At 64.0% G+C, this 20,877-nt stretch carries 11 protein-coding genes and 1 pseudogene; 8 read left to right on the forward strand and 4 right to left on the reverse strand.

The window, feature by feature from the left end; genetic code table 11:
- Window positions 1–35: 35 nt before the first annotated feature.
- From BM199_RS35230 to BM199_RS23995, 4 genes and pseudogenes are all read right to left on the reverse strand, one after another.
- Window positions 36–473 (reverse strand): annotated as a pseudogene (locus BM199_RS35230) (phosphotransferase); the annotation flags it as partial.
- Complete coding sequence (locus tag BM199_RS35110; RefSeq protein WP_342741728.1) at window positions 391–885, reverse strand: ADP-ribosylglycohydrolase family protein; 495 nt, start codon at window positions 883–885, stop codon at window positions 391–393. The gene BM199_RS35110 and the pseudogene BM199_RS35230, both read right to left, overlap by 83 nt.
- 596 nt (window positions 886–1,481) lie before the next feature.
- The gene (locus BM199_RS33975) at window positions 1,482–1,658 is read right to left on the reverse strand and encodes a hypothetical protein (RefSeq protein WP_177242762.1); all 177 of its coding nucleotides are present in this window, start codon (window positions 1,656–1,658) and stop codon (window positions 1,482–1,484) included.
- A gap of 85 nt (window positions 1,659–1,743) precedes the next feature.
- A complete protein-coding gene (locus BM199_RS23995) occupies window positions 1,744–2,079 on the reverse strand; it encodes a DUF6247 family protein (protein WP_091675688.1) in 336 nt (111 codons plus the stop codon).
- Window positions 2,080–3,392: 1,313 nt separating this feature from the next.
- Here BM199_RS23995 and dpdE point away from each other — a divergent pair.
- The 8 genes from dpdE to dpdD are packed head-to-tail and all read left to right on the forward strand — an operon-like array spanning window position 3,393 to window position 20,720.
- Entirely contained in the window at window positions 3,393–6,440 is a 3,048-nt protein-coding gene (gene dpdE, locus BM199_RS24000; protein WP_281245747.1) for a protein DpdE, read from the forward strand.
- The gene (gene dpdF, locus BM199_RS24005; protein ID WP_091675693.1) at window positions 6,425–8,962 is read left to right on the forward strand and encodes a protein DpdF; all 2,538 of its coding nucleotides are present in this window, start codon (window positions 6,425–6,427) and stop codon (window positions 8,960–8,962) included. The genes dpdE and dpdF overlap by 16 nt, the downstream gene beginning before the upstream one ends.
- Before the next feature lie 2 nt (window positions 8,963–8,964).
- A complete protein-coding gene (gene dpdG, locus BM199_RS24010) occupies window positions 8,965–9,858 on the forward strand; it encodes a protein DpdG (protein ID WP_143101898.1) in 894 nt (297 codons plus the stop codon).
- Window positions 9,855–12,959, forward strand: coding sequence for an ATP-binding protein (locus BM199_RS24015; RefSeq protein WP_091675699.1), 3,105 nt, complete (start codon window positions 9,855–9,857; stop codon window positions 12,957–12,959). The genes dpdG and BM199_RS24015 overlap by 4 nt, the downstream gene beginning before the upstream one ends.
- Entirely contained in the window at window positions 12,952–13,644 is a 693-nt protein-coding gene (locus tag BM199_RS24020) for a hypothetical protein (protein ID WP_143101899.1), read from the forward strand. Before BM199_RS24015 ends, BM199_RS24020 begins: the two co-directional genes overlap by 8 nt.
- Window positions 13,637–18,052: a protein DpdJ gene (gene dpdJ, locus BM199_RS24025; RefSeq protein WP_091675704.1), complete on the forward strand. Its 4,416-nt coding sequence runs from the start codon at window positions 13,637–13,639 to the stop codon at window positions 18,050–18,052. The genes BM199_RS24020 and dpdJ overlap by 8 nt, the downstream gene beginning before the upstream one ends.
- Window positions 18,049–18,579 carry a phospholipase D-like domain-containing protein DpdK gene (dpdK, locus tag BM199_RS24030; RefSeq protein ID WP_091675707.1) on the forward strand — a complete coding sequence of 177 codons (531 nt, stop codon included), beginning with the start codon at window positions 18,049–18,051 and terminating at the stop codon, window positions 18,577–18,579. The genes dpdJ and dpdK overlap by 4 nt, the downstream gene beginning before the upstream one ends.
- Window positions 18,576–20,720, forward strand: coding sequence for a protein DpdD (dpdD, locus tag BM199_RS24035; RefSeq protein WP_091675709.1), 2,145 nt, complete (start codon window positions 18,576–18,578; stop codon window positions 20,718–20,720). Before dpdK ends, dpdD begins: the two co-directional genes overlap by 4 nt.
- Window positions 20,721–20,877 lie beyond the last annotated feature (157 nt).

Below are 20,877 nucleotides of genomic sequence, written 5' to 3' on the forward strand. Positions count from 1 at the left end.
CCCACACCGCCGACATCGAGGACCCCGGCCAGACGCCCGCCGGACACCAGCACATTGCCGGGAATCAGGTCGCCGTGGCACATCACATCGCCACTCGCAGCGCGCGGCAAGCCCCGCATCACGTGCCACATCCGGCGAAGCCGCGAAACGTCCAGGATCTGCTCACTGCGCGCGAAGCAGGTCTGCATCCACCGATCATGGGCTTTCAGGTCCCCTCCCCTGCCATCCCCGCTGAAGGTCCGGCCACGGGTGTCGATGGCGCGCACCCCGGCAACGAACTCGGCCAAGTCGTGCCCGAACGCGACGGACTCGCCTGGGTCCTCCTCGGCGGCCACGACGCCAGGCAGCCAGGTCTGCACCGACCACGGAAGCGGGTAGGCGGAGCTGGGCTCACCCATCGCGACCGGCTCGGGTGTGGGGAACCGCGTGCGGCCCGACAGTTCGCGCGCCGCTGCCGCCTCCGACCCAGCCAACGCCGCACCGACTCGACATCCCTGGACTCCAGCGGAAAGCGAGCCGCGAACCGGTCACCGATCCGGAAGATGGCGTTGACCGTCCCCACGGAGGCGACGGCCGCGATCGGCAGGCGTCGCCACTCGGGGAACTGATCGTCCACCAATCCCCGTTCCGGTAGGACCGCACGCCCTGCTCGCCGTACTCGGCAAGTATCCGCTCGACCGGCCAGAACTCCACCGGCGCGCCCAGCGCGTCACCGATCGCGCCACCGAGCAGGCACCCACGAACCCGCCCGGCGTACCGTTCCCCGCCCTGCCGATCCCGACGCCGCGTCACCGCCAGCACCCTACTTGAACCGCAGGCCGGAGAACGCCAACACCACCGGTGCAGATCACCAGTCGCGAATGCCAACTGGTGCTCTGTCAGCACGCACCACCGGTGACCGTGCGGAAAGTCGCCATATACCCCGCCGACGCGCTAGAACTCCGGATGGGGACCGGCCACGTTCGACCTGTCGCAGTACACGGGAGAGCAGGTCGAGATCGCGGTCAGCTACGTCACCGACCCCTCCACCGGCGGGATGGGCACCTCGACGACACCTCCGTGACCATCGATGGCCAGGTGATCGAGGAGAGCGGTTTCGAGGACGGTCTCGCGCCGTGGGCCATCGCACCGCCACCGGAAGGCAACTCGGACACCGGGGCGGCGTGGCAGCACTCGCAGTCCCTGGTCCAGCCGCGTGCCGCGGCGGTCACGACGGAGGACACCGTGTCACCCACCGGTGGTTCCGGATGGACGGTAGACGTCACCGTCGATCGTCCGGTACCGCTGCAGCCACGGATGCAACTCCAGCAGGAACACCCCTGTTCGCACTGTGTCGGCACCTCGGAGGTGGCCCTGCCCTCCGCGTCCGCGAGGGTGGTGTCGTGCTGCATCTTGGACACGATGCTCACCCCCCGGCTCGGGCTAGTTGATCACGTTGTCGCCGGTGTACCCGACGACGGCCTCGCGGCCGTCTGCCCTGGTCAGCCGAGCCACTGCACCAGCAGTAGGTGCACTTCGTGGCGATCGTCGTCCATCACCAGGTAGACGACCTGCCCAGCAAGGTTCGGGCCGAAAGGCCAGCGCCGGACCGGACCGTCCGGGTTGCCCACATGCTGGGGCTCGCCGTTCCAAGGGGTCAGCTCCAAGACGGCGAGCACTTCGGAGAAGGCTACGAGGGCTGCGGCGGGCAGCGCTGCGACCTGCTCGAGGACTGCGTGATCGGGAACGATGCGATACGACAAACTAGTGGCCCAGCCGCTCCCGAATGAGGTCGTTCAGGTCGTCGACCATGCTGGCGGTCGGGTTCTCGCCGGTCCGCATAATCTGCTCAGCCTTGGCCAGCACCCGGTAGTACGACCCGGGATCGCGCAGCTCGCCATAGGCCAGGTGACGCCACTTCGCCAACAGCCGATGCACGTCGGCGAGGTCTTTCGTCGTCTTGGCCTGGTCAAGTACGCGCTCCCACTCCGCGTCGAACTCGGCGACCAGTCGCGGCGAGAGGCACGCGCGGATAGCGACCGGGTCCGCCTCGGGCGGGACCGGGTCGCCGATCGGCAGGTGCTCGACGGGCGAAGCCATGTAACCACGATAGCCGCCATGCGACCCGGCGTCTCGCGCCACGCTCCAGCGCGGCACTTTCCTCTAGATATGGGCACAGCACTACGAACCACTCACCTCGCCTGGCCGCCTTCGCCATCACCGGCCAGTCAGCCAACACCGGGACCTCACCAAGGGAACCCACAGCCGCCACGATCGGCCGCCGCGGCCCGTCTGGCACGATGCCCCGCGCCGATCACCAGCCGAGGCGTTCTCCAGCCGATCCGAGCTAGCTAGCGGCGTCACTCTCGACCAGAGCTACCCCATGGCTTACGGCTGAAAGTGAGTCTCGACGGATAACGCACCTCCCATCGACGACTGCTAACGTTGCACGTCAGAGCGTCCTCCTGACGCTCCTGCCTCAATGAATGCCAATCCAGCGCGTCGCTCAGGGCATCCGCGTTGGCCAGCATCCAGCAGTGAACTCGAGGGCCTCGTGCTCCCGGACCCGCGCAGGGCCGCCGTCGCCAGTCGACCCAACTGAGGAACCGACCGCCCTACGGTATTTGACACTCAAGACTCCTTGTCATCGGATCCACTGCTCAATGACATCGGCCGGACCCGAAGTTCATTACCTCGAGCACGGCAATGTCTCACTCACGCAACGCCCTCATGAGCGGGTTCAGCAGCGACGGAGTCGGTGCTAGCGAGCGCACCAGCGCCTGGTCGAGCAGCCGACGGATGCCTGCGCCGAGGCTAGTGCATCTGGGCTATCAGAGGTCGAGAAGTTCGCCTCGATCCGGCGGAACTCGAGGAAGCGATGCCGTCTGCTCCGAGACGGCACCGTCAGCCAAAGGTGAGTCGCCACGCGAACGGACCGTCCGATCGCGGCAACCTCGGAGGTAACCCTTTGGCATCTTAGCTGATCGATCTGGTTGCGTTACGTAACAGATGTCAGTAGTTCTCGATACCTTGTGGGTATGAACGGAGTGATGGCGCCGACGTTGGTTGATCGAGGGTCGCTGGTTGACCAGCCGAGGGTGCCTGACATCGCGGGGGTTCCTCGCGGCGAATTTCCTCAACTGGAATACGCCAATCGGCCGACATCGTCGCGCGATCGGCGCCAAAGAACGACCGCTGAACCGACAACGGCCGGGGGCACACCTGGCTACCTTGTGGGCGTGGAGGGAGTAATCGTTTCGCCGTTGCCCGATCTGGGGCCCCAGGCTAAGCATTCGCGCGCTCACGAGTTCGGCCGCGTTGAAGTTCGCAACTACTCGACTGTAGGCGTCGACCGTGGGCAGGTGTGACCCGTGACCACATACATAACGTCACAGAAATACGTTCGTAGTTGGGTGAAATCTCGGTCGAATGATCTTGGCTACGGCTTCTTCCGGGAGAGGTCGGCCAATAAGGCGGTGGTCGTGTATCACGATATCCCTGGTGTGACGGAAGAGCGAGCGCTAGTACCACTGGAGGAGGTAGAACCGGCTCGACTCCCAAAAGGGACACGCATCTGGCTGAGAGGCGACCCGTACGGCTGGTGGGCGGGCGAAATCACAGGTGCGGCGGGGTTCCGTGAGTACCATATTCGCGTCCCGGGACTTTCACGTGATTTTAAGGTATCCGGTGACAGGTTCATAGTTCGGTGGAATCGCCCGTTGGGTGACCCAATGATGGCTGTAGCTAGCGGGTTTTGCGACTCGCCGGAGTTCTACGATGCGCGGCGCAATTTTCGCGATCAGATACTTCGCCAGCGCAGTTCTTCGCGTGGATTCACGGCAGTCTTGTCCGCGGCCGTTGAGCTTTTTCCGCACCAACTCGACACCGTTGCTCGAGTATTATCCGATCCCGTGCTTCGCTACTTGCTGGCCGATGAAGTAGGCCTTGGCAAGACGGTTGAAGCTGGCCTCATCGTGCGCCAGTTGATCCTAGACGACGCCGATGCGACAGCACTCGTTTCCGTTCCAACACCGCTGGTTCAGCAATGGAATGCAGAGCTACGTAATCGTTTGCTACTCGGCCACGCGCTGTCGGCAAAACGGGTCCGGCTTATCACGCACGATCAGTTGGCTACGGGCGAACACCTGCAGGATCACGCAGTAGTTGTCATCGACGAGGCGCACAAACTGAAGGCTCAACTCGAACGACAACCGCGGTTACGGACGGAACTGCAGGCCACCAAGGGCCTGTTGCTACTCTCGGCGACACCGATGCGGGGGAACCTCGACGTGTTCCTCGGACTGCTCAATCTACTTGATCCACTGGCGTTTCCGCTGCACGGGTACGCTGCCTTCGAGAAGCGCGTACAAGACAGGGAAAACGAGGCAGTCAGCCTGCAGATACTGACCACACATCGAGCGAGTATCCGACAGCGGTCGACTGTCCTGGACGAACTGTTGCGTTCGCATGGAAAAGATCCGGTCGTCATGCGATTGATCGACACGTGTCGAAACGACGATTTGCAAACGTCACCAGCGTGGTCGGAACTGTCCAACTATGTTCGGGAAACCTACCGCATCAGTCGCCGCATGGTCCGGCACCGTCGCAACACTGAATCCACCGAGGATTATCCGGTGGCCGGTCGGTCGGCGCTGTTTGTTCCTATAGTCGATCCGGGGCGTGAGGTGGTCGACGAATTTCTCGATCAATACCGCGACCACCTCACCGCATGCCCGGACCGGATGACATTCAGTCGAACTGTGATGCACGGACTGGGTGGACCTCATGCGCTGCTGCGTCACATGCAACGACGACTCGACGCGCTCGCCAACGATACCGCCGCGCCAGCAGCCGATCGATACCTGATCGAGGCGACGGTCGCCAAACTGAACCTGGTCGGCACCGAGACTCGACAGCAACTGGTGCTCGACCTTGTGGACGATAGACTCAGTAATGAACTCAAGGTCGTCGTGGTAGCAACGTCAACTGACGTTGCCAAGGACTTCTATGGCGCTGCGCGCGAACGCTGGCCAGAACAACTCAGCCGCCATCTCGCTGTCATGAATCCGACTAAGCGAGAGGACGAACTCGACTGCTTTCTCACCGGACTTGGGGGCCGTTTGCTGGTGGGCGACCACACCCTCGAGGAGGGGCGTAACCTCCAGGACGCACACGTGCTTGTCAACCTCGATCTCCCACTCGATCCGAACCGACTCGAACAGCGGATCGGGCGATTGGACCGGTTCGCGCGCCGGACCGAACCTGCCGAGATTGTGGTGCTGACCGAACCCGAAAGCGAATGGGTCATGTCGCACATTGGCCTGTTCACCGATGGAATCGGCATTTTTGAAGATTCAGTCGCAACCCTTCAACGCAAACTATCTGAACTGCTGGGCAACCTGACCGAGCAACTGCCCGAGCAGGGTCGATTCGCGTTCTCAATGGACCTCGGCGAACTGCGAAAAGAACTCGAGGAGGAACGCATCGACGTCGACCTTCTGGAAGAATTGGAATCTGTGACGGCCGCTTCAGATTTCGATGACGCAGGCTTTGCCGAACTGCGTGAAGCTGAAGAGGACCCTGGCGAATTGCGGGCGGCCTTCACTCAGTTGACATCGATGCGTGGTGGTCTCGGCTTACGGCCGTCCGAGCATCCACGCACTGGCGTGGTGCGATTTCCTACCGAGCCTGGGCGATCAATCTTCGGAACTCCGCACGATGTTGCCGCCGAGGTTCTTCCACTGCTAACACAGCCTCGCGCGTATGCGCGCAGCGTCGCGACAAGCCGTACCGGTATCGCGCCACTCCGACTCGGTGACCCAATGGTCGACTGGCTCGAGCAGTACCTCCGCATCGACGAGCGAGGACGGGCGCGCGCTGTCGTGCGACCACATCACGGCAATACCGTCGCGACGATGTGGCTCGCCTGCGACTTCCTGATCGAATTCGACGCCACACACCTGCCAGCGGACACTGAGGGTGTTCGCAGACGGTTGCGCCGCAGGGGCGACGCCCTCCTTCCGCCGGTCATCGTGCGAACGTGGACTGACACCGTCGGCCCCGCAGACGACGAACTGGTTGTCGAACTGGAGAGACCGTTCGACAACCGGAGCGACCGCCTGCTCAACGGAAAATTGTGGGAGGAGGTTCTCGCCGAACTGCCAAACTGGCAACGGTTGTGCACGGAAAGCGGTGAGGCCGCGCTCACCCAGGTTCGCACCATGCCGGCGCTTACGACCGCGCCCGTGGCTGCGACCGAGCGAGGTCGCGCCGAGGTGTCGGCGCGACTGGCCGTGCTACGGGCGAGGGCGCAACGCTTGCCGACCGAGGCTGAGAAGACCAGCGCGCAAGCCGAATTGGCACGCGAAGAGGGCCTCGGCAACGCCCTATTGAAAGGCATCGAGCAACCTAGCGTGTCAGTCGTAGCTTGTGGAGCCGTCGTGTTATGGCCCGAATCATGATCCGCGCTGATCACGAAGTGGATCACGACGAAGTGCTCATCCACCTGTTGCAGGAACCGACGACCGGGTTCGGGTTCGACGACGATCTGTACAACCGGCTCGCGCACCTTTGTGTGACCGGCGCGGGTAGCGACCTCGACCTCGCGGTGCTTTTCCGCCACCTACTCCGCAGGTGGTCGCTGCGCGACGACCGCGCCAGCTACGTCACCTGCGCACCAACGATTTCCGCGAGGTTGCGTCGAGTCGCCGACGTGGTGCACCTCAGGGAGGACCGCGCCGACCGGTGGTCGGCCGACCCGTGGCGGCCCGACTGGCTTGAGTCTGGCACGCCGGATGCGGCCGCTGCCGCCGGCGCCGAGTTAGGTCGGCGGTTTCACGGTGAGGCGTTGGCCGCGGACCCGTTCTTCGAGCGGTGCACCGGCTACGACCGTTATCGCACTCCCGGCCAGCGGGTCGCCTGCCGCGCGGTCGTGTCAGCCCCGGCCAGCAGCACTGTGATCGCGATGCTGCCCACCGGCTCGGGCAAAACTGAGGTCGCCCTCTGCATGGCCGAACAACACAAACACGCGGTGACGCTCCTTATCGTGCCCACGGTCGCACTGGCCTACGATTTCGAGCGCCGGTTCCGCGAACACTATGGCAAACGCAATACGAAGATCGACCCGTCGGCTCTACACTTCGCGTGGACGGCGAGCACCCCGCCGGAGTTGCGGGATCGACTGATGTCCGCTGTCCGAGACGGCACACAACCGTTGCTGGTCACCTCGCCGGAGTCCGTCACCAGGGCGCTGCGCACACTTCTAGTCGAATCGGCGTCGATCGGACGGTTCGGTGGCCTAGTCATCGATGAAGCGCACCTGGTTACCCAGTGGGGGCGTGACTTTAGACCGGAGTTCCGCACGTTGGCCGACCTGCGTCGTGACTTGCTCAGCCTGGCCGCCGCCCGCAATCATCCAAGCCCGAAGACTCTGCTACTCAGCGCGACGTTGGGGTCCTACGAGTTGGAGGATCTCCACGCCCTGTTCGGCAACCCCGGCCCATGCACGCTCGTCGCGGCCAATGCGCTCCGTGCCGAGCCAGAACTGTGGATCTGCAGTGCCCCCGACGAACAGATCAGGGGAAAGCACGTGCTCGAGGCGCTCGCCCATTTACCACGACCGGCGGTGCTCTACGTAACTTCGCCAGATATTGCCAATACTTGGGCACAACGGCTGAAGGCCCGTGGCTACAAACGCATGGCGGTAGTGACCGGCGAGACCAGCACCGAGGACAGAACGCGCGCCCTGATCGGGCTGCGACACTCACCACCCGATCCATCCACTGTGGATCTTGTGGTGGCGACATCGGCCTTCGGTCTCGGAATTGACAACCCGCACATCCGGTCCGTGGTGCACGCCTGTCTGCCAGAAACCGTCGATCGCTGGTACCAGGAATTGGGACGCGGCGGTCGCGACGGCGACGTTTCGGTGGGGCTGCTGGTGACCGCACCGGGTGACCGGGCAGAAGCAGCCAAACTGTGCACGAAGGTGCTGAAACCGACTACCGCCCAGGAACGCTGGGCCGATCTCTGGGCACACCGCAAGAAGTCGGCGGACAAGACGTTCGTCGACCTGGAGGGCACCCGAGGAGTCGGCGCCGGGTCCTACAATCGTCGGTGGAATGCACAACTGATCCAGGGTCTGGTCGAACTGGATGCGATCACCCGGGTCCAGGCTGACGTCGAGGATCGGGCCGAGTTGCAGATCGTAGCGGGGCAAAAGCACGACTGGGTTCCGCTTAACAAGCGCCGATCCGACCTGTCGGACATCGCGTTCTGGGAACAACGATGGCAGCCATGGCAGAAGGCCGAAGTCGTGCGGTCTAAACAAGCACTGGACGCAGCACACTCCCTCGCAAACCAGGCAACGACCGCGTGCCTTGGAATCGCCGCGTCGTACCGGCCTAACTCACGTATTTACGAACTGTTCGGTCAGGTAGCCGCCGGCGTGGAGCCGTCGACCCCATGCGGGCGGTGTCCAGGCTGCCGGCAGGCCAACATCAGGCCACCCGACGATCCGCCACCGCGGCCGCCGCAGGCTTGGCCGCTAGACGACCAAGCGACCGTGCGCCTTGACGATCTCGCCGCTGCGGCTTCCGCCCAAGACGGGTTGATTCTGCTGACCACGGACCATCATCGTCGACTCGCCGTACCGCTGGCCCACGCTTTGATCCGGAGGGGCGTCCGGCATATCGCCGGCTTGTTGGAGGCTGCGACATCGCACAACGACTGGCTGTTCCGAGACCCCGAGCCGATAGGTCCGACGGAAGTGACGCCGTGCTCGTCCTTCGTCGTCTACCCACCAGGCAGTCGCGTCTCGGGCACATGGCTGAGCCCGAATGTGCGTCTGGCGCCACGGAAGGTCGTTGCAACGACCTTCGACGTCCTGCTGCTTGAACGCGATAGTTACATCAACGGCCGTCACGTCGGACGCGATCTACGCGCCCTCGACGCGCTGACTGCTCTGGACATCCTCGGGAGCTGAACATGGACTACTTGACAACGCACAACCTAGCCAGCGTGCCAGCTTTGTTCGTGATCTGCCGGTATCTAGCAACACGGCGTCGCGGCGAGACAATGGAAGCGCTGAAGGATGCCTTGGCACCCGCCGCCGTGACGGCGAGAGAAGACAATGCGGCACCTGGCGTCCTCAAGGCGTCGCTGGAGGTCGGTGTGGATCTCGGACTCCTCGAGGCGGACGGTCGAGGTGACCGTCGCGTGTGGACACTGCGGGAGACGGTCGCGAGCCAGATCCGGGCATCGTCATCAATTGACTCCAGCCCCTTTCGCAGCCTCGTGCTGAGACGTCTGGGTGCGACGGCCTTGGCCGCCGTCGAGGCAGGAAAGCGTCCGCCAGATGTGGCGTTAGCGCTCATTTGGCTGCTCCGGCAGGATCCGCTGGCTCCCATGGGACGTACCTGGGATGACGGCCTGGAGACCGCATTCAAGCAGGCGGGACTCGGGTCGACGATCAAAGGCGCTGAGCGCTGGCTAGCGTTCTTGCGGTGGGCTCGCTCGCTCGGGCTGATCACGTTCATCCCGTCAGGAACCCGCAAGGAACATGTGCTCGTCGACCCCAGCGAGGCCGTCGCCAACGTTCTCCATGAGATGCCCGACACGGCTGCGGCGAGACAATGGTTCGCGCGACTGATCTCGATGGTGCCGCTGCTCGGCGACCCACGCCTGGTGGCGGAACTGCCCATGAGCCAGGATGTCGACGACGGCGTCTCCGATTCTGCGGCGCTGGCGATGCACAAGTTGGAACGGTCGGGGCGGCTGCGACTGATCGCGTCCGATGACGCCGCAGACGCGGTCGTGTTGTCGCTGGGGAAGAACCCGCGGCGCATCGGACAGATCCAAGTTCTACGGGGGAGCGCATGACCAGCACGATGAAGAACTTCCGGTGCTGGACGCTAGAGTCGGTCAGCAAGACAGTGTACTCCGACATCGGCCAGTTGCCGGCCGACGCCGACGCGGTGTTCCTCGCCGCCCACACGCCGATGATCTTGTCCCATCTGCGGGGCGAGGAACTGCCGGACGCTGGCTCAGGAGAGGAGCAGGTGCTCAGTGCGCTCCTGTCCGGCGTAGGCGATCTGGATCGGAACACGCTGATCGCAGTCACCGGTAATTCAGGTGCAGGAAAGAGCCACGTCGTGCGGTGGGCGCACGCGCATCTTGACCAGGTCGACGAGCGATTCCATGTTCTATACGTGCCCCGAGCGGTGCAGACGATCCGCGAACTGCTTAGGCGCATCGTCGCCGGCCTGCCCGGAGACGGCGGGCAGGAGTTCATGAAGCGTGTGGACGCGGCGGTGGGCAGCAAGTCTCCAGGCGAACTGCGAGACCGCGTGCTGGAAGAGATCCGACTCGCACTGACGTGGACCCTGGACCACCATCCGCCTCAGGATGGTGAGGACGCAGACCAGGCGTCTGCTCGGGAAGAGCGAAACAACCTGCTCGGTGTCCCGGACGACCAGGGCAAGCGACGCGACGGATTGGCGGACCTGCTCGCTCTTCCACAGGTGAACCGGACGATGCTGCGGACCGACGGTCTATTGGACCGGGTCGTCGGGTCGGTGTTCGAGCAGATCTCGCGCCGCGACGGCCAACAGGACGAGTTCACCGAGGAGGATCTCCCGATCCGCGAAGCCGGACTGCGTAAGGCGCTCGCCCGGAACCCCGAACTCGCCGACCTGTGGAGCATTGTCGTACGGGACCCACAACCGGCCCTATCACTGCTCGACGAGGCCGTGCGGCACGCGCTACCGAGCGCACTAGGGTTGACGACACACCACGGCGAGACCCTCGACATTCTGTTCCGGCAGTCCCGGCAACTACTCCGCCAGCAGGGCAAAGAACTCGTGCTGCTCTTCGAGGATCTCGCGCAGTTCGGCCTCATCGACGGCGAGTTGTACGACCAGTTCGTCATCCAACCAGGCGAGGACTTCGCGCCGCTGCGCGTGCTCTTCGCGGTGACGGATGGACCCTACGCCAAGCTCGAGCAAACGGTCGCGACGCGCATCACACACCAGTTCCGGGTGGAATCGACCGCGGTCACCGACCACGAGACGTTCGTGGCGCGCTACCTGAACCTTGTGCGTGTCGGACGCTCTGACGTCGAATCTTCATGGGCTGAGGCCCACGCCGCAGATCGCGACGGCCACTGGCTGCGCAACGCCTGCGACACTTTATCCAACGGCCTGCCGTGCCAGTTCCGGGATGAGTGCCACCGCGCGTTCGGCGCCGTGGACGTCCCCGGATTGGGGCACGTCGGGATGTATCCATACAACGAAGTGGCGTTGCGCCGAGCGGTGCGCGGGCGCGGGGAAAAGCCTACGCCGCGCGACATCTTGGACGTCTCCGTCCGGGAGGTACTCATCGAGGCCGATGTACATATCAGCAACGGCACCTATCCGCATCCGCGTGTTCGCGAGCGCTTCGACTTCACTGCATTCATGCCGAAGGGTGCCTTGCTCGGAGACCGAAGCGGCGAGGAAGCAGACCGGCTTTATCGTGCCTTGGTTGTCTGGGGCGACGAATCGAGCCTTCAACCGACTGTGGCGGAGGCGTTCTCACTCAGCGTGCCGCCTGAGGTGGGACAGCGGACAGCGACGAAGGCTCGCGCTCCATCGCCGAGTCCAGCGCCCGCCGCGAAAGCAACCAGCTCAGACGGGCTGGCCAGGGCGACCGGGTCATCCCCGCTTCAGCCACTATTTCAGTGGCAGAACGGCGAGCGACTGCCCAACAGCGACGCCGACATGTACCGGGCAATTCTCACCAAGATGGTCGCGGCCAGGGTTGACCTCAGCCAAGGCCTGTTCCACACGGCAAGTGGCACCGGATCAGTGCTGTTGAAGGACTTGTTCCACGGGTATTCCTTTGTCCTGGAGGACGCTCGCGGTCGAGAGCCTGCGAAGTCGAGCGTTCGGTTCGATATCACGCGAGGCCATGACGACGTGCGGGTACTGATGGCCGCGAAATGGTTCGCCGATCACGGCCATTGGAAATCGAACGAGGGGATGTGGCCGTTCCCAGAAGGCTCCGATCCGGTCGAGTTGATGCTGACCCTGGAGCAGCGCCTCGACGAGTGGGCTGACGAAGTTCGCAAGGCCTTCGTTAGCCGGGTACACGGACGTGATCTAGTACGCGCCGCCATCGGTGTCCGTGCTGTCGCGCTGCTTGCGGCAGGAGCGGTGACACCGGACAAGCTCGGGGGCGTCAACGACGTCCTGCAGGCCAAGATTCACGCGGCAGCCGATGGGGCTGTGTGGGAGCGCGTCGATCAGTTAGCGATTGAGTCGGTGAACGAAGCCTCCGCGGCGGAATTGATCGGGCAGTTCGCAGCTGTGCGGCAAGGCGGAGGCGATCCGCAACTTGTTGACATAGTCGAACTCGAGAGCGGCCTCAGCGACGTCCTACGCAACCCGACCGGCCATCTGCGATGGGTGGCCGAGACGTTTGGCGACGCCAGCGCATCATTAGCACTGACGGCACGCAACCTGGTAGCCGAGATCGAGAAGGCCGCCCCTGCGCAGCATTCCAAACTGGTGGCCGCGGTGACCTTGCTCGAGACAGAGTTGGACGGGCGCAGACCCGTCCAAGTCGCCCGTGCTGCCCACGACGTCGGCCGACGAGCGCTTGAGACCGGGCTGTTCCGACCGGCCGATGGCTGGGCGGACTTCGAGGAGGCGGTTGACGACGTGGCGGGCCTGCCTGCTGGACTTCCGCTCGGCTGGCGAGGCGGAGACGATCGCTCCGAGGCCGACGAAACACTTCTGGTTCAGGGCTGGGGCCGCGCGGCCATCCGTGGAGCGCGAGCGCTCGCCCTACTGCGCGATGATCTCGCCGCGACTCGGGTCGAATGCGCCCGAAACGATGCGACGGCCGGCGACATCGAGCAGCACAGCCAGGAGCTCCGCAGCCGGCTCGATCTCATCCGTCAACACCTCGATGCGTTGAGCTCGGAGGTTGATCGTGCCTAACGCCGGACCAGAGTGGATCTCCGCGACAAAGCTTGCTGTCGATCGGGCCAGCGACGCGGTGCAGGCGCACAAGGAACTCACAGTATTGAGCGACGCACTCAAAGAATTCGACGCTGCCCTCGAGAAACTTGCCAAAATACGGCAGGCCAGTGCGTTAGGTCGCGGAGAGTGGTGGCCTGGCCTCGACATCCCCTCGGAACTGTGGTTCGGTCTGGACGTCGCACGCCGGGAACTTTCGAGCCGGAAACTCAACCCCGCGGTCAAACAGCTGAACACGTTTGTCAAACAATCCAAGCGCTCACTCGAAGTGGCGTGGAGCAATCATGTGCGCGCCCGTACCGGACATATTGCCGAGCTCCACGAGTTGGCCGAAGTCCTGACCGAAGGCAGTCGCCCCGCCGACGTCGCCAGGGATCTAAGGCAGGCCCGCGAGTCCCTGAACGGCCTGCAGCGAGGCCTGCCTGACGCTGATGCGGTGCGCAGGCTCAATGAAGCCATGGCGCAATACGAAGCATTCGAGTCCGCGTTGCCACCGGCTGTTAATGCTTTCGTATCCGCCGTAGCGCGCGGCGGTGCGTCGATCAGGGCCGCGGATGCCGAGGTCATCGCCTGGCTGACCGACAACGGCGCGTTGGATAACTTCAAGATCGTTGCGGGTGCGCCACCAGAGGTGGCGCGTGGATGAGACGATTCTCGACGCCCTTACGGCCGTCGAACTACGCGAGGCGCGCCTGCTCTCCTGGGGCGCGGTCGGGGCCGAGTGGGACCAACGCGAGATCCTCGCCGTGCTGTCCGAGTACGGGCCACCGGACGAAATGCTCCGGCAACTCGTCGATGCGGCGCTCGTAGTGCAGACGCCCAGCGGCGGCTATCGCACCCGCAGCGCCGAGACCGTCCGCCTCATTGCCACGCTACGGCAGGTGTTCCGCGGACAACGCGCCAGCGACGGCAAGCCACTCGTTTTGGACCACAGGTTCCTGCATCGAACCCGCCGACGTCCCCGCCGTGACGTGCCGGTCGGCGAAATCCTGGCGGAGTTGCGCCACTCGCTCGGAACCATCGGCTTGACCACGGCCGAGAGACTCATGCCGGCAGAGCTATCCGGCTTTCAGAAACGGAGCGCAATTGGCGTCCTGAACGCGCTGGGACAGACCCAGCCGACCGGAGTCATGGTCACAGCGGGCACCGGCAGCGGCAAGACCCTGGCCTTCTACCTGCCGATGCTGGCATGGTTGGCCGATCGAGCCAGCCAGAGCCAGCAGGCTTCAACAATCGCGCTTGCGCTCTATCCACGAAACGAGTTGCTCAAGGACCAATTGCGTACGCTGCTCGGCTACGCCATGCGTATCGCCGCTCCGGAGCCGACGGCCCCTGTGCTCAGTCTGGCGACGTGGTTTGGTCCCACGCCCTTGAACGCGAACGCGGTCCGCCAGGGACGGGCGGAGGGATGGGTGAAGCGCGGGCGTGGATTCGTCTGCCCCTACTTGCGTTGCCTGGACTGTGACTCCGACCTTCTGTGGCTCGATTCCGATCTTGCCCGAGAGCGCGAGGCCGAGCGACTCGTGTGCAGCGCGCGATCATGTAGCGGCGTTGTCGATGGCCGTTTCCTGAGGCTCACCCGCGAAAGCGCTCGGCGAAACCCAGCACACCTGATGTTGAGCACCACCGAGTCGCTCAATCGTCAACTCTCCGCTCCAGGCAACCTCAGTGCGTTCGGCGTTCGGCCGTCCAGTCTGAAAGCCGTGTTGCTCGACGAGGTGCACACCTACGAAGGCACAACAGGCGCGCAGAATGCCGTGCTGCTACGCCGCTTGAAGCACGCCCTCAGACGAAATCCAGTCTGGGTGGGGCTCTCGGCGACCCTGCGCAACGCGGGCGAGTTCTTTGCGCGACTGGTCGACCTTAAGGCCGGCGAAGTGACTGTGGTCCAGCCAGCCGCCGAAGAGTTGGAGGACTCGGGTGCGGAATATTTGCTGGCAGTTAGGAGCGATCCGTATTCGAAAGCCGGCACGCTCTCGACGAGCATCCAAACCTGCATGGTGCTGGCGCGCAGTCTGGACAGCGCTAGGCCGAACCCATTTGATCCGCCCCCCTTGTCGGAAGGCATCTTCGGCAGTCGATTGTTTGCCTTCACCGACAAACTCGATAGCACCAACCGTTTGTTCTGGAGCCTGCTCGACGCCGAGGGATGGAGTTGGCCGCATGTACCGGCGGACTCCAAGCGACCACTGACATTGTCCCACCTACGCGCAGAGATGCAGGACCGGGTGGCGCCCGATCGTCGAGAAGACGCGACCGCGCGCAACCCCGATGGCCAATGGTGGTGGCTACCTGAGTTGCTGGGTCACGGCGTAGAGGCCGATCGGCAGGTAGAGGTGGACCGCGTGAGCTCTCAAGATCGTGGCGTGTCCGGCGACGCGCAAGTCGTCGTGGCGACGGCGACGCTCGAGGTCGGTTTCGACGACGAACGCGTCGGTGCTGTAGTACAGCACAAGGCCCCGCACGACGCCGCCCAATTCCTGCAGCGCAAGGGGCGAGCGGGCCGAAACTTGATCACGCGGCCGTGGACCGTCGTTGTCCTCAGTGACTGGGGCCGGGATCGGCAGGCGTGGGAGGCGTATGACGCGCTGTTCGATCCCGACCTGCCGCCTCGAAACCTGCCCATCGAGAATTTGTACGTACTGCGGATCCAGGCCGTTTACGCGCTCATGGACTGGCTTGCAGCCGAACTGCGTTACTCAGGTTGGAATTCGACATGGAGAGACCTCGCTGGGCCAGCATCAGCGCTGAATCGGGACAACAACGCTCGCCAGTTAGAAACCCGCCAACGTCAGCAACGTCTGTCTGAATTGCTGGCGGGACTGCTCCGCCCTGGACCCGAGAGGCAGGGATTACGTCGTCATCTGCGCAATGCGCTCAGCCTGCGTGGGGGCGAGGTCGACGAGTCAATCATCGACAGCGTGCTGTGGGATCCGCCGAGGCCACTGCTGCTAGCAGTTGTGCCGACGATACGCCGTCAGTTGGAGGAGCAGTGGCGCGGCGAGGAGCCGGCGGCTGATGACTTGGGTCTGCGCACTCGCACGCCACTGCGGTCGTTCGTGCCCGGCAACCTGTTCGACGACCTGCTCGTCCCCGATGTCGAGTTACTGGTTCCGGGCAGACGGGGACAGGCGGATGTGGAGCACCTGCCCGCCCTGCGTGCATTACGTGAGTTCGCCCCAGGCAACGTGACTCGGCACTTTGGCATCTGGGCGGCCAACAAGCGGCACTGGATCACGTTGCCTCCGCGCCCGTCGGACGGTTCGCCGATGCGTGTCGACCTGGAAACGCTCTACGGCGTCGAATCGCCAACTGACACGGTGGACATCAACGGCACTCAGGTAGAGATCTATCCGCCGCGTGCCGCCACCTTAGAGCCAGTTCCTGAACCAGTGAAGGACTACTCGTCGGTTCAGCCGGACTGGGAGTTCGACGCGGTCGAACTCGGGACCGGGACCGATGTCCGCTTGGGCCGTCGCACCGACCGGATTCTGGCGGGTTTGACCGCGCACGTGCACGTACAGGGCGGTGGCGCACGGATAATGCGGTTCGCCCGCACCGCCAGCGGTACTGTATGGGATCCGACGGGCCGACCAGTCCAACTGCAGTACGGGGTGGGCAGTGGTGACTCCTGGCGACCGGCCGCTGTCGGCGTTGACGTGCACTGCGACGCGTTGGCTGGTGTAGCGCAGATACCCGAATCGATCGCCGCCCCAACGCCCGCGGAACGGACGAGCCGGCTGCGGCATAACCTGTTGGTGGAGGCGGACCTACCGGTAGAACTCTCGTCGTTTGACCGGGAGTCGCTGTCTGAGGTCGTGTTCCTGGCGGTCACGCGGGCACGGGTTGATGGAATCGAGTTCGCCAATCAAGGCGAGTGGGCCGATGCTCTGCTTGATGCAGCCGTAACGCTTGGCCTCACCGCCGACGCCGACGATCATCAGGCACCCGAGAATCGCCTGCGTTGGGAAGACTGGTGCCACGACCATGACTTGCTGGCAGCCGTGACAGCGGCTGTCGCGGAGGTTTCCTCCGACGATCGCACACAAGAGTGGCTGTCTTGGTGGCGCCGGCGTTACACGCTGTCGGTGGCGCATTTAGTGGTTGCGGCCCTTTCCGCACTCTGCCCAGGTGTCGACGTCGACGAACTGATGGTTGACGTGGCGCCCGGTAATCAGGATCGGTTCTGGGTGTCAGAGCCGTCACCCGGCGGCACCGGCCAGGTAGAGACGTTTCTTCGCGTGTTGGCACAAGAATCCGAGGCGTTCGCTCGTGCGCTTGAGGACGCGCTGAGGCCGACAGCTGCGGACACGATGGACGAAGAACTCGTGTTGCTGCTCCGGTCGGAGTCTCCGTCGGTCCGGGAGGCGATCGACAGTCTTCGGGGTGCGTGGACGGCAGGGCACGCGGCGGTCACCGAGGCCGTACGCCTGGTTGACCAGGCCGTAGGAGCGATGGGTCTGAGCCTCCGCAGTCCGGCCCGTTCGGCTCTGAGCACCAGACTCGCTGGCCCTGGTGCACACCCTCGCCTTCTCGACGAGGTGCTGACATGGCTCGATCTGCGCGACCGTGTTGCCGACGTGGCTCGGCTTGGTGTGGGAGCAAGGACGGTCGGCGCGCTGCTCGCGCACGAGGAGCGCGTTGACGAGATCCTACGCCTCGACGGCGCCACGAGTGTGCCCCGGCGGGCCCGGGCGGTTGCGAACGTTCTGTGGCCATGGGGCGAGTCCAACGCATCGGTCAGTCTGTATCGGCCGTACCTCGAGCCGTCGTTCGAAGCGATCCGGGCGCACGCCGACATCGGCCCGTTCACGTTCGATGTGGTTCCGTGGGACGAAGAGCGTCGCGAGGAACTCCACAACGTCCTGCGGGAGCACGGTGAGGTGGAATTGCGTGCTGGCCACGGTGATCACGCAGACCTTCGCGCGGCCGTTGTGGATCTGCAGGTGCGGCCGATCGAGGTGGGGGTGCTGCTGTGTCACCCGGTCGTCGTCGGTCAGGGTTCCTCGGCCCGGTTCGTTGAGTGCCGGGTGCTGCTAAGGGAGGCGTTGTGAACAGGGTCATCCGGAAGTCGCACGCACAGAGCGCCACCGAGGCGTTGGACCTGCTCGGCGCGCTCTTCTCTGCCGAGCTTGCCCATCCGAGCGTGTGCTTGTGGATGGTGTCTCCATGGGTGTCCGATGTTGAAGTGCTCAATAACAGTGTCGGCACATATGGCGCGCTCGTCCGTTTCGGACGCAGGCCAATCCGACTGACCGAAGTGCTAGTGACGCTGGCGGCCAGCGGCGTTGACGTGGTTGTTGCCACCACTCCAGACAATCACAACAACACCTTTGTTCGCCGATTGTCCCAACTTGGAATGGACCTGCGAGTGAGGGACCGCATAAGGATCACCGTGGACAGCACCGGCAAGCTGCACACCAAGGCCATGATCGCCGATGACTACGCGTTGGCCGGCAGTATGAACATCACCCAGAACGGTATCAACCTGCGTGAGGAGCAGATCGAGTTACACACCGAACGCTCCTATGTGGCGCAGGCACGGATGGATGCCTACGACAGGTTCGGCGGTGTGCTGTGACCCACGTGGAGTCGCTACAACAGTGTCTCGGCGACCTGACACGCTTCGGGCGACTGGCGGAGCGGATCGAGTTCTTGTTCGATGAACAGGTGCGGACGTGGGTCAGCGGCTCAAGCGATTGGCTTGTCATCCCCGTACAGCGCTCCCCCCAAGGCTTCTACGTGTTGTCGGAGGATCGGGAAGGACAACGTCGCGGACGCGAGGTACTCGCGGCCTTTCTCGGGCCGGCGACGACGCAGATTGAGACTGCTCGCCTCATGCCGGAAGACAACCGTATCGATCGACTGCTCGAACTCGCTGGCTTGACGCATCTGTCGCTGGTGCGCAGAAAGGATCAAACGGGGCCAGAAGAAATGCTTGCCCGGCTCGAGGACGCAATGGCGACCATTCGGGGGAGCGAAGCCAGGGCTCGCCCAGTGCGACCATCGCACGTCGACCTTCTACGTGACTTCAGGTTGGCGTTACTGCAACGGGAAGGCCGCCTCGCCGACCAGGTATTCGGGGCCATCCAGCTCACTGGACGGCTTAGCGCCGAGAACCTAAGGTTCCTAACCGTTGAGATGCTCGGTCGTCTCCACCGATGGCAGGAACTGCAGGATCTTCCCTATATGAGCGAGCTCCTGCGCGCGCGGCGGCCGCGGGCGGTCAACGAGATCTTGCTCGAGATGGTCTGGCACACCGAGGTGGCTGCTCTTGTCACCGCCGGACGGGCTCCTCACGAGATCTACGAGGACGCCGATCTCGGCGCGCGCTACGGCGGACTGGTCGGTGCGGTCGATGTGCCATCGAGCGAAGCGGGCAGGGCGGTCGGCGCTATCGCGGCACGAGCCCTCGGCGACGAACCCAGGTTCGAACGTTTGGTGCGCGCTGCCGCCAGCGATGTGGAAGTCGACCGTCTCAATCGGTTCCTCGCGAGGGAGCGACCCGAACCAACAGTCGGCGCCGACATACAGACCCTCTTTGAGAGAGGGCAGCATGTGGCCGTTGTCGACGCATTTCTCGATGCTCCTAACCCAGTTGCAGCCGAGTTAGCGGTAGAGTCCGTTCTGGACAGCGATGATCCGCGATTTGCGGCCCAGGTGCTCGCCGTCGTAAACGCCCTCATTGCCGATAATCGGCTGCGTGTTGGCAGACGACTGCGGCGGGATCTGGCGGATCTAACCCGGCTAGTCGACGGTTCCTGCGACGGTTGGCTGGAGTGGTGTTCACGCGTTGGTCAGACGCAGCGTTGGGCGGACGCGGAACGGATTCTCCGCGCCCAGAGCGCACAATGGGCCGACCTTTCATTGCTGTCCGCCGAAGAACTGACAGAAGCCGCTTCCGGACTAATCAATGGCTGGACAGGAGCCAACCAGGACCAGATCGTCACGGGCCTGGACATCCTGTGCCAAGCAGCCGCCGAAACCGCTGGTATCGGTCGCGCAGAAGAGTTTTGTGAGGCCGTGTTGCTCACCCTCGCCGAGCAACACAACCTGAACGCCCCGGTCCGCGACGCTTACTTGTTGCTGCTCGAACGGATTCTCGAAGCCGGCCCGGCGGCGACCCGCTACGGAGAAACCATCAGGGGCGCGGCGGTGCTGTGGCGGCGGATCGCCGCTCCGATCGCCGCCGATTGGGGCACCGGCCTCGCCGACATGCTGCTCGACGCGCCGTGCCCAGATCCTGGAGCCCGGATCTCGGTCATCTCCGAGGTCCTCACCCGCTGCCAGGAGTTTCATCGGCGACTCAGCCCGCGTCAAATCTCCGAATTGGCGGCCATTGGTGAGGAATGCGGTCTCGCGCATCCAAGTGTGCCACCGGAGCCGGACTCAACGGAGTCGATATGGCGAGCGCTCGATGGCAAAGTCATCGGGCTCTATTCGCTCCTGCCGAGGGCAGCAGACTCATTGCGTCGCCGAATTTCGCTACTCTGCTCGCCTCACTCCATCGAAGGCAATGCTGACACCGTTGCCACAGCCGCCCTGAGTTCGCTCGCGACCCGTGCCGACTTCATGATCGTCGACACACAGCACGCGGCACACGCCGCCACAAACGCGATTGACGCGGTCCGACCTCGCGGCAGGCAGATCTTTCCGGCCGGACGGGGCACCAGCGCGTTCCTGCGTGCCCTTGAGCATGCAGTAGCGGTGTCGGACCCGTGATCCGCATCCTCAGGTAACCGACATCTGACCAAGCGGGTCCATCTGCCGTGGCAAGTCCGACAACCGCGGTTGAAGCAAGTCGCCCGACGTCATCACGGCATACGACGGGCAGCGGATCAGCTTCGCTCACCCACGCTGCCATGGCGGCCCTGCGGCG

The organism is Amycolatopsis marina (genome assembly GCF_900111885.1).
GTDB classification, from domain to species: Bacteria; Actinomycetota; Actinomycetes; order Mycobacteriales; family Pseudonocardiaceae; genus Amycolatopsis; species Amycolatopsis marina.

Coding starts and splice junctions, on each gene's coding strand:
- BM199_RS24015 (WP_091675699.1), top strand. CDS start 9,855: ATGACCAGCACGATGAAGAACTTCCGGTGCTGGACGCTAGAGTCGGTC.
- dpdF (WP_091675693.1), top strand. CDS start 6,425: ATGGCCCGAATCATGATCCGCGCTGATCACGAAGTGGATCACGACGAA.
- dpdG (WP_143101898.1), top strand. CDS start 8,965: ATGGACTACTTGACAACGCACAACCTAGCCAGCGTGCCAGCTTTGTTC.
- BM199_RS23995 (WP_091675688.1), bottom strand. CDS start 2,079: ATGGCTTCGCCCGTCGAGCACCTGCCGATCGGCGACCCGGTCCCGCCC.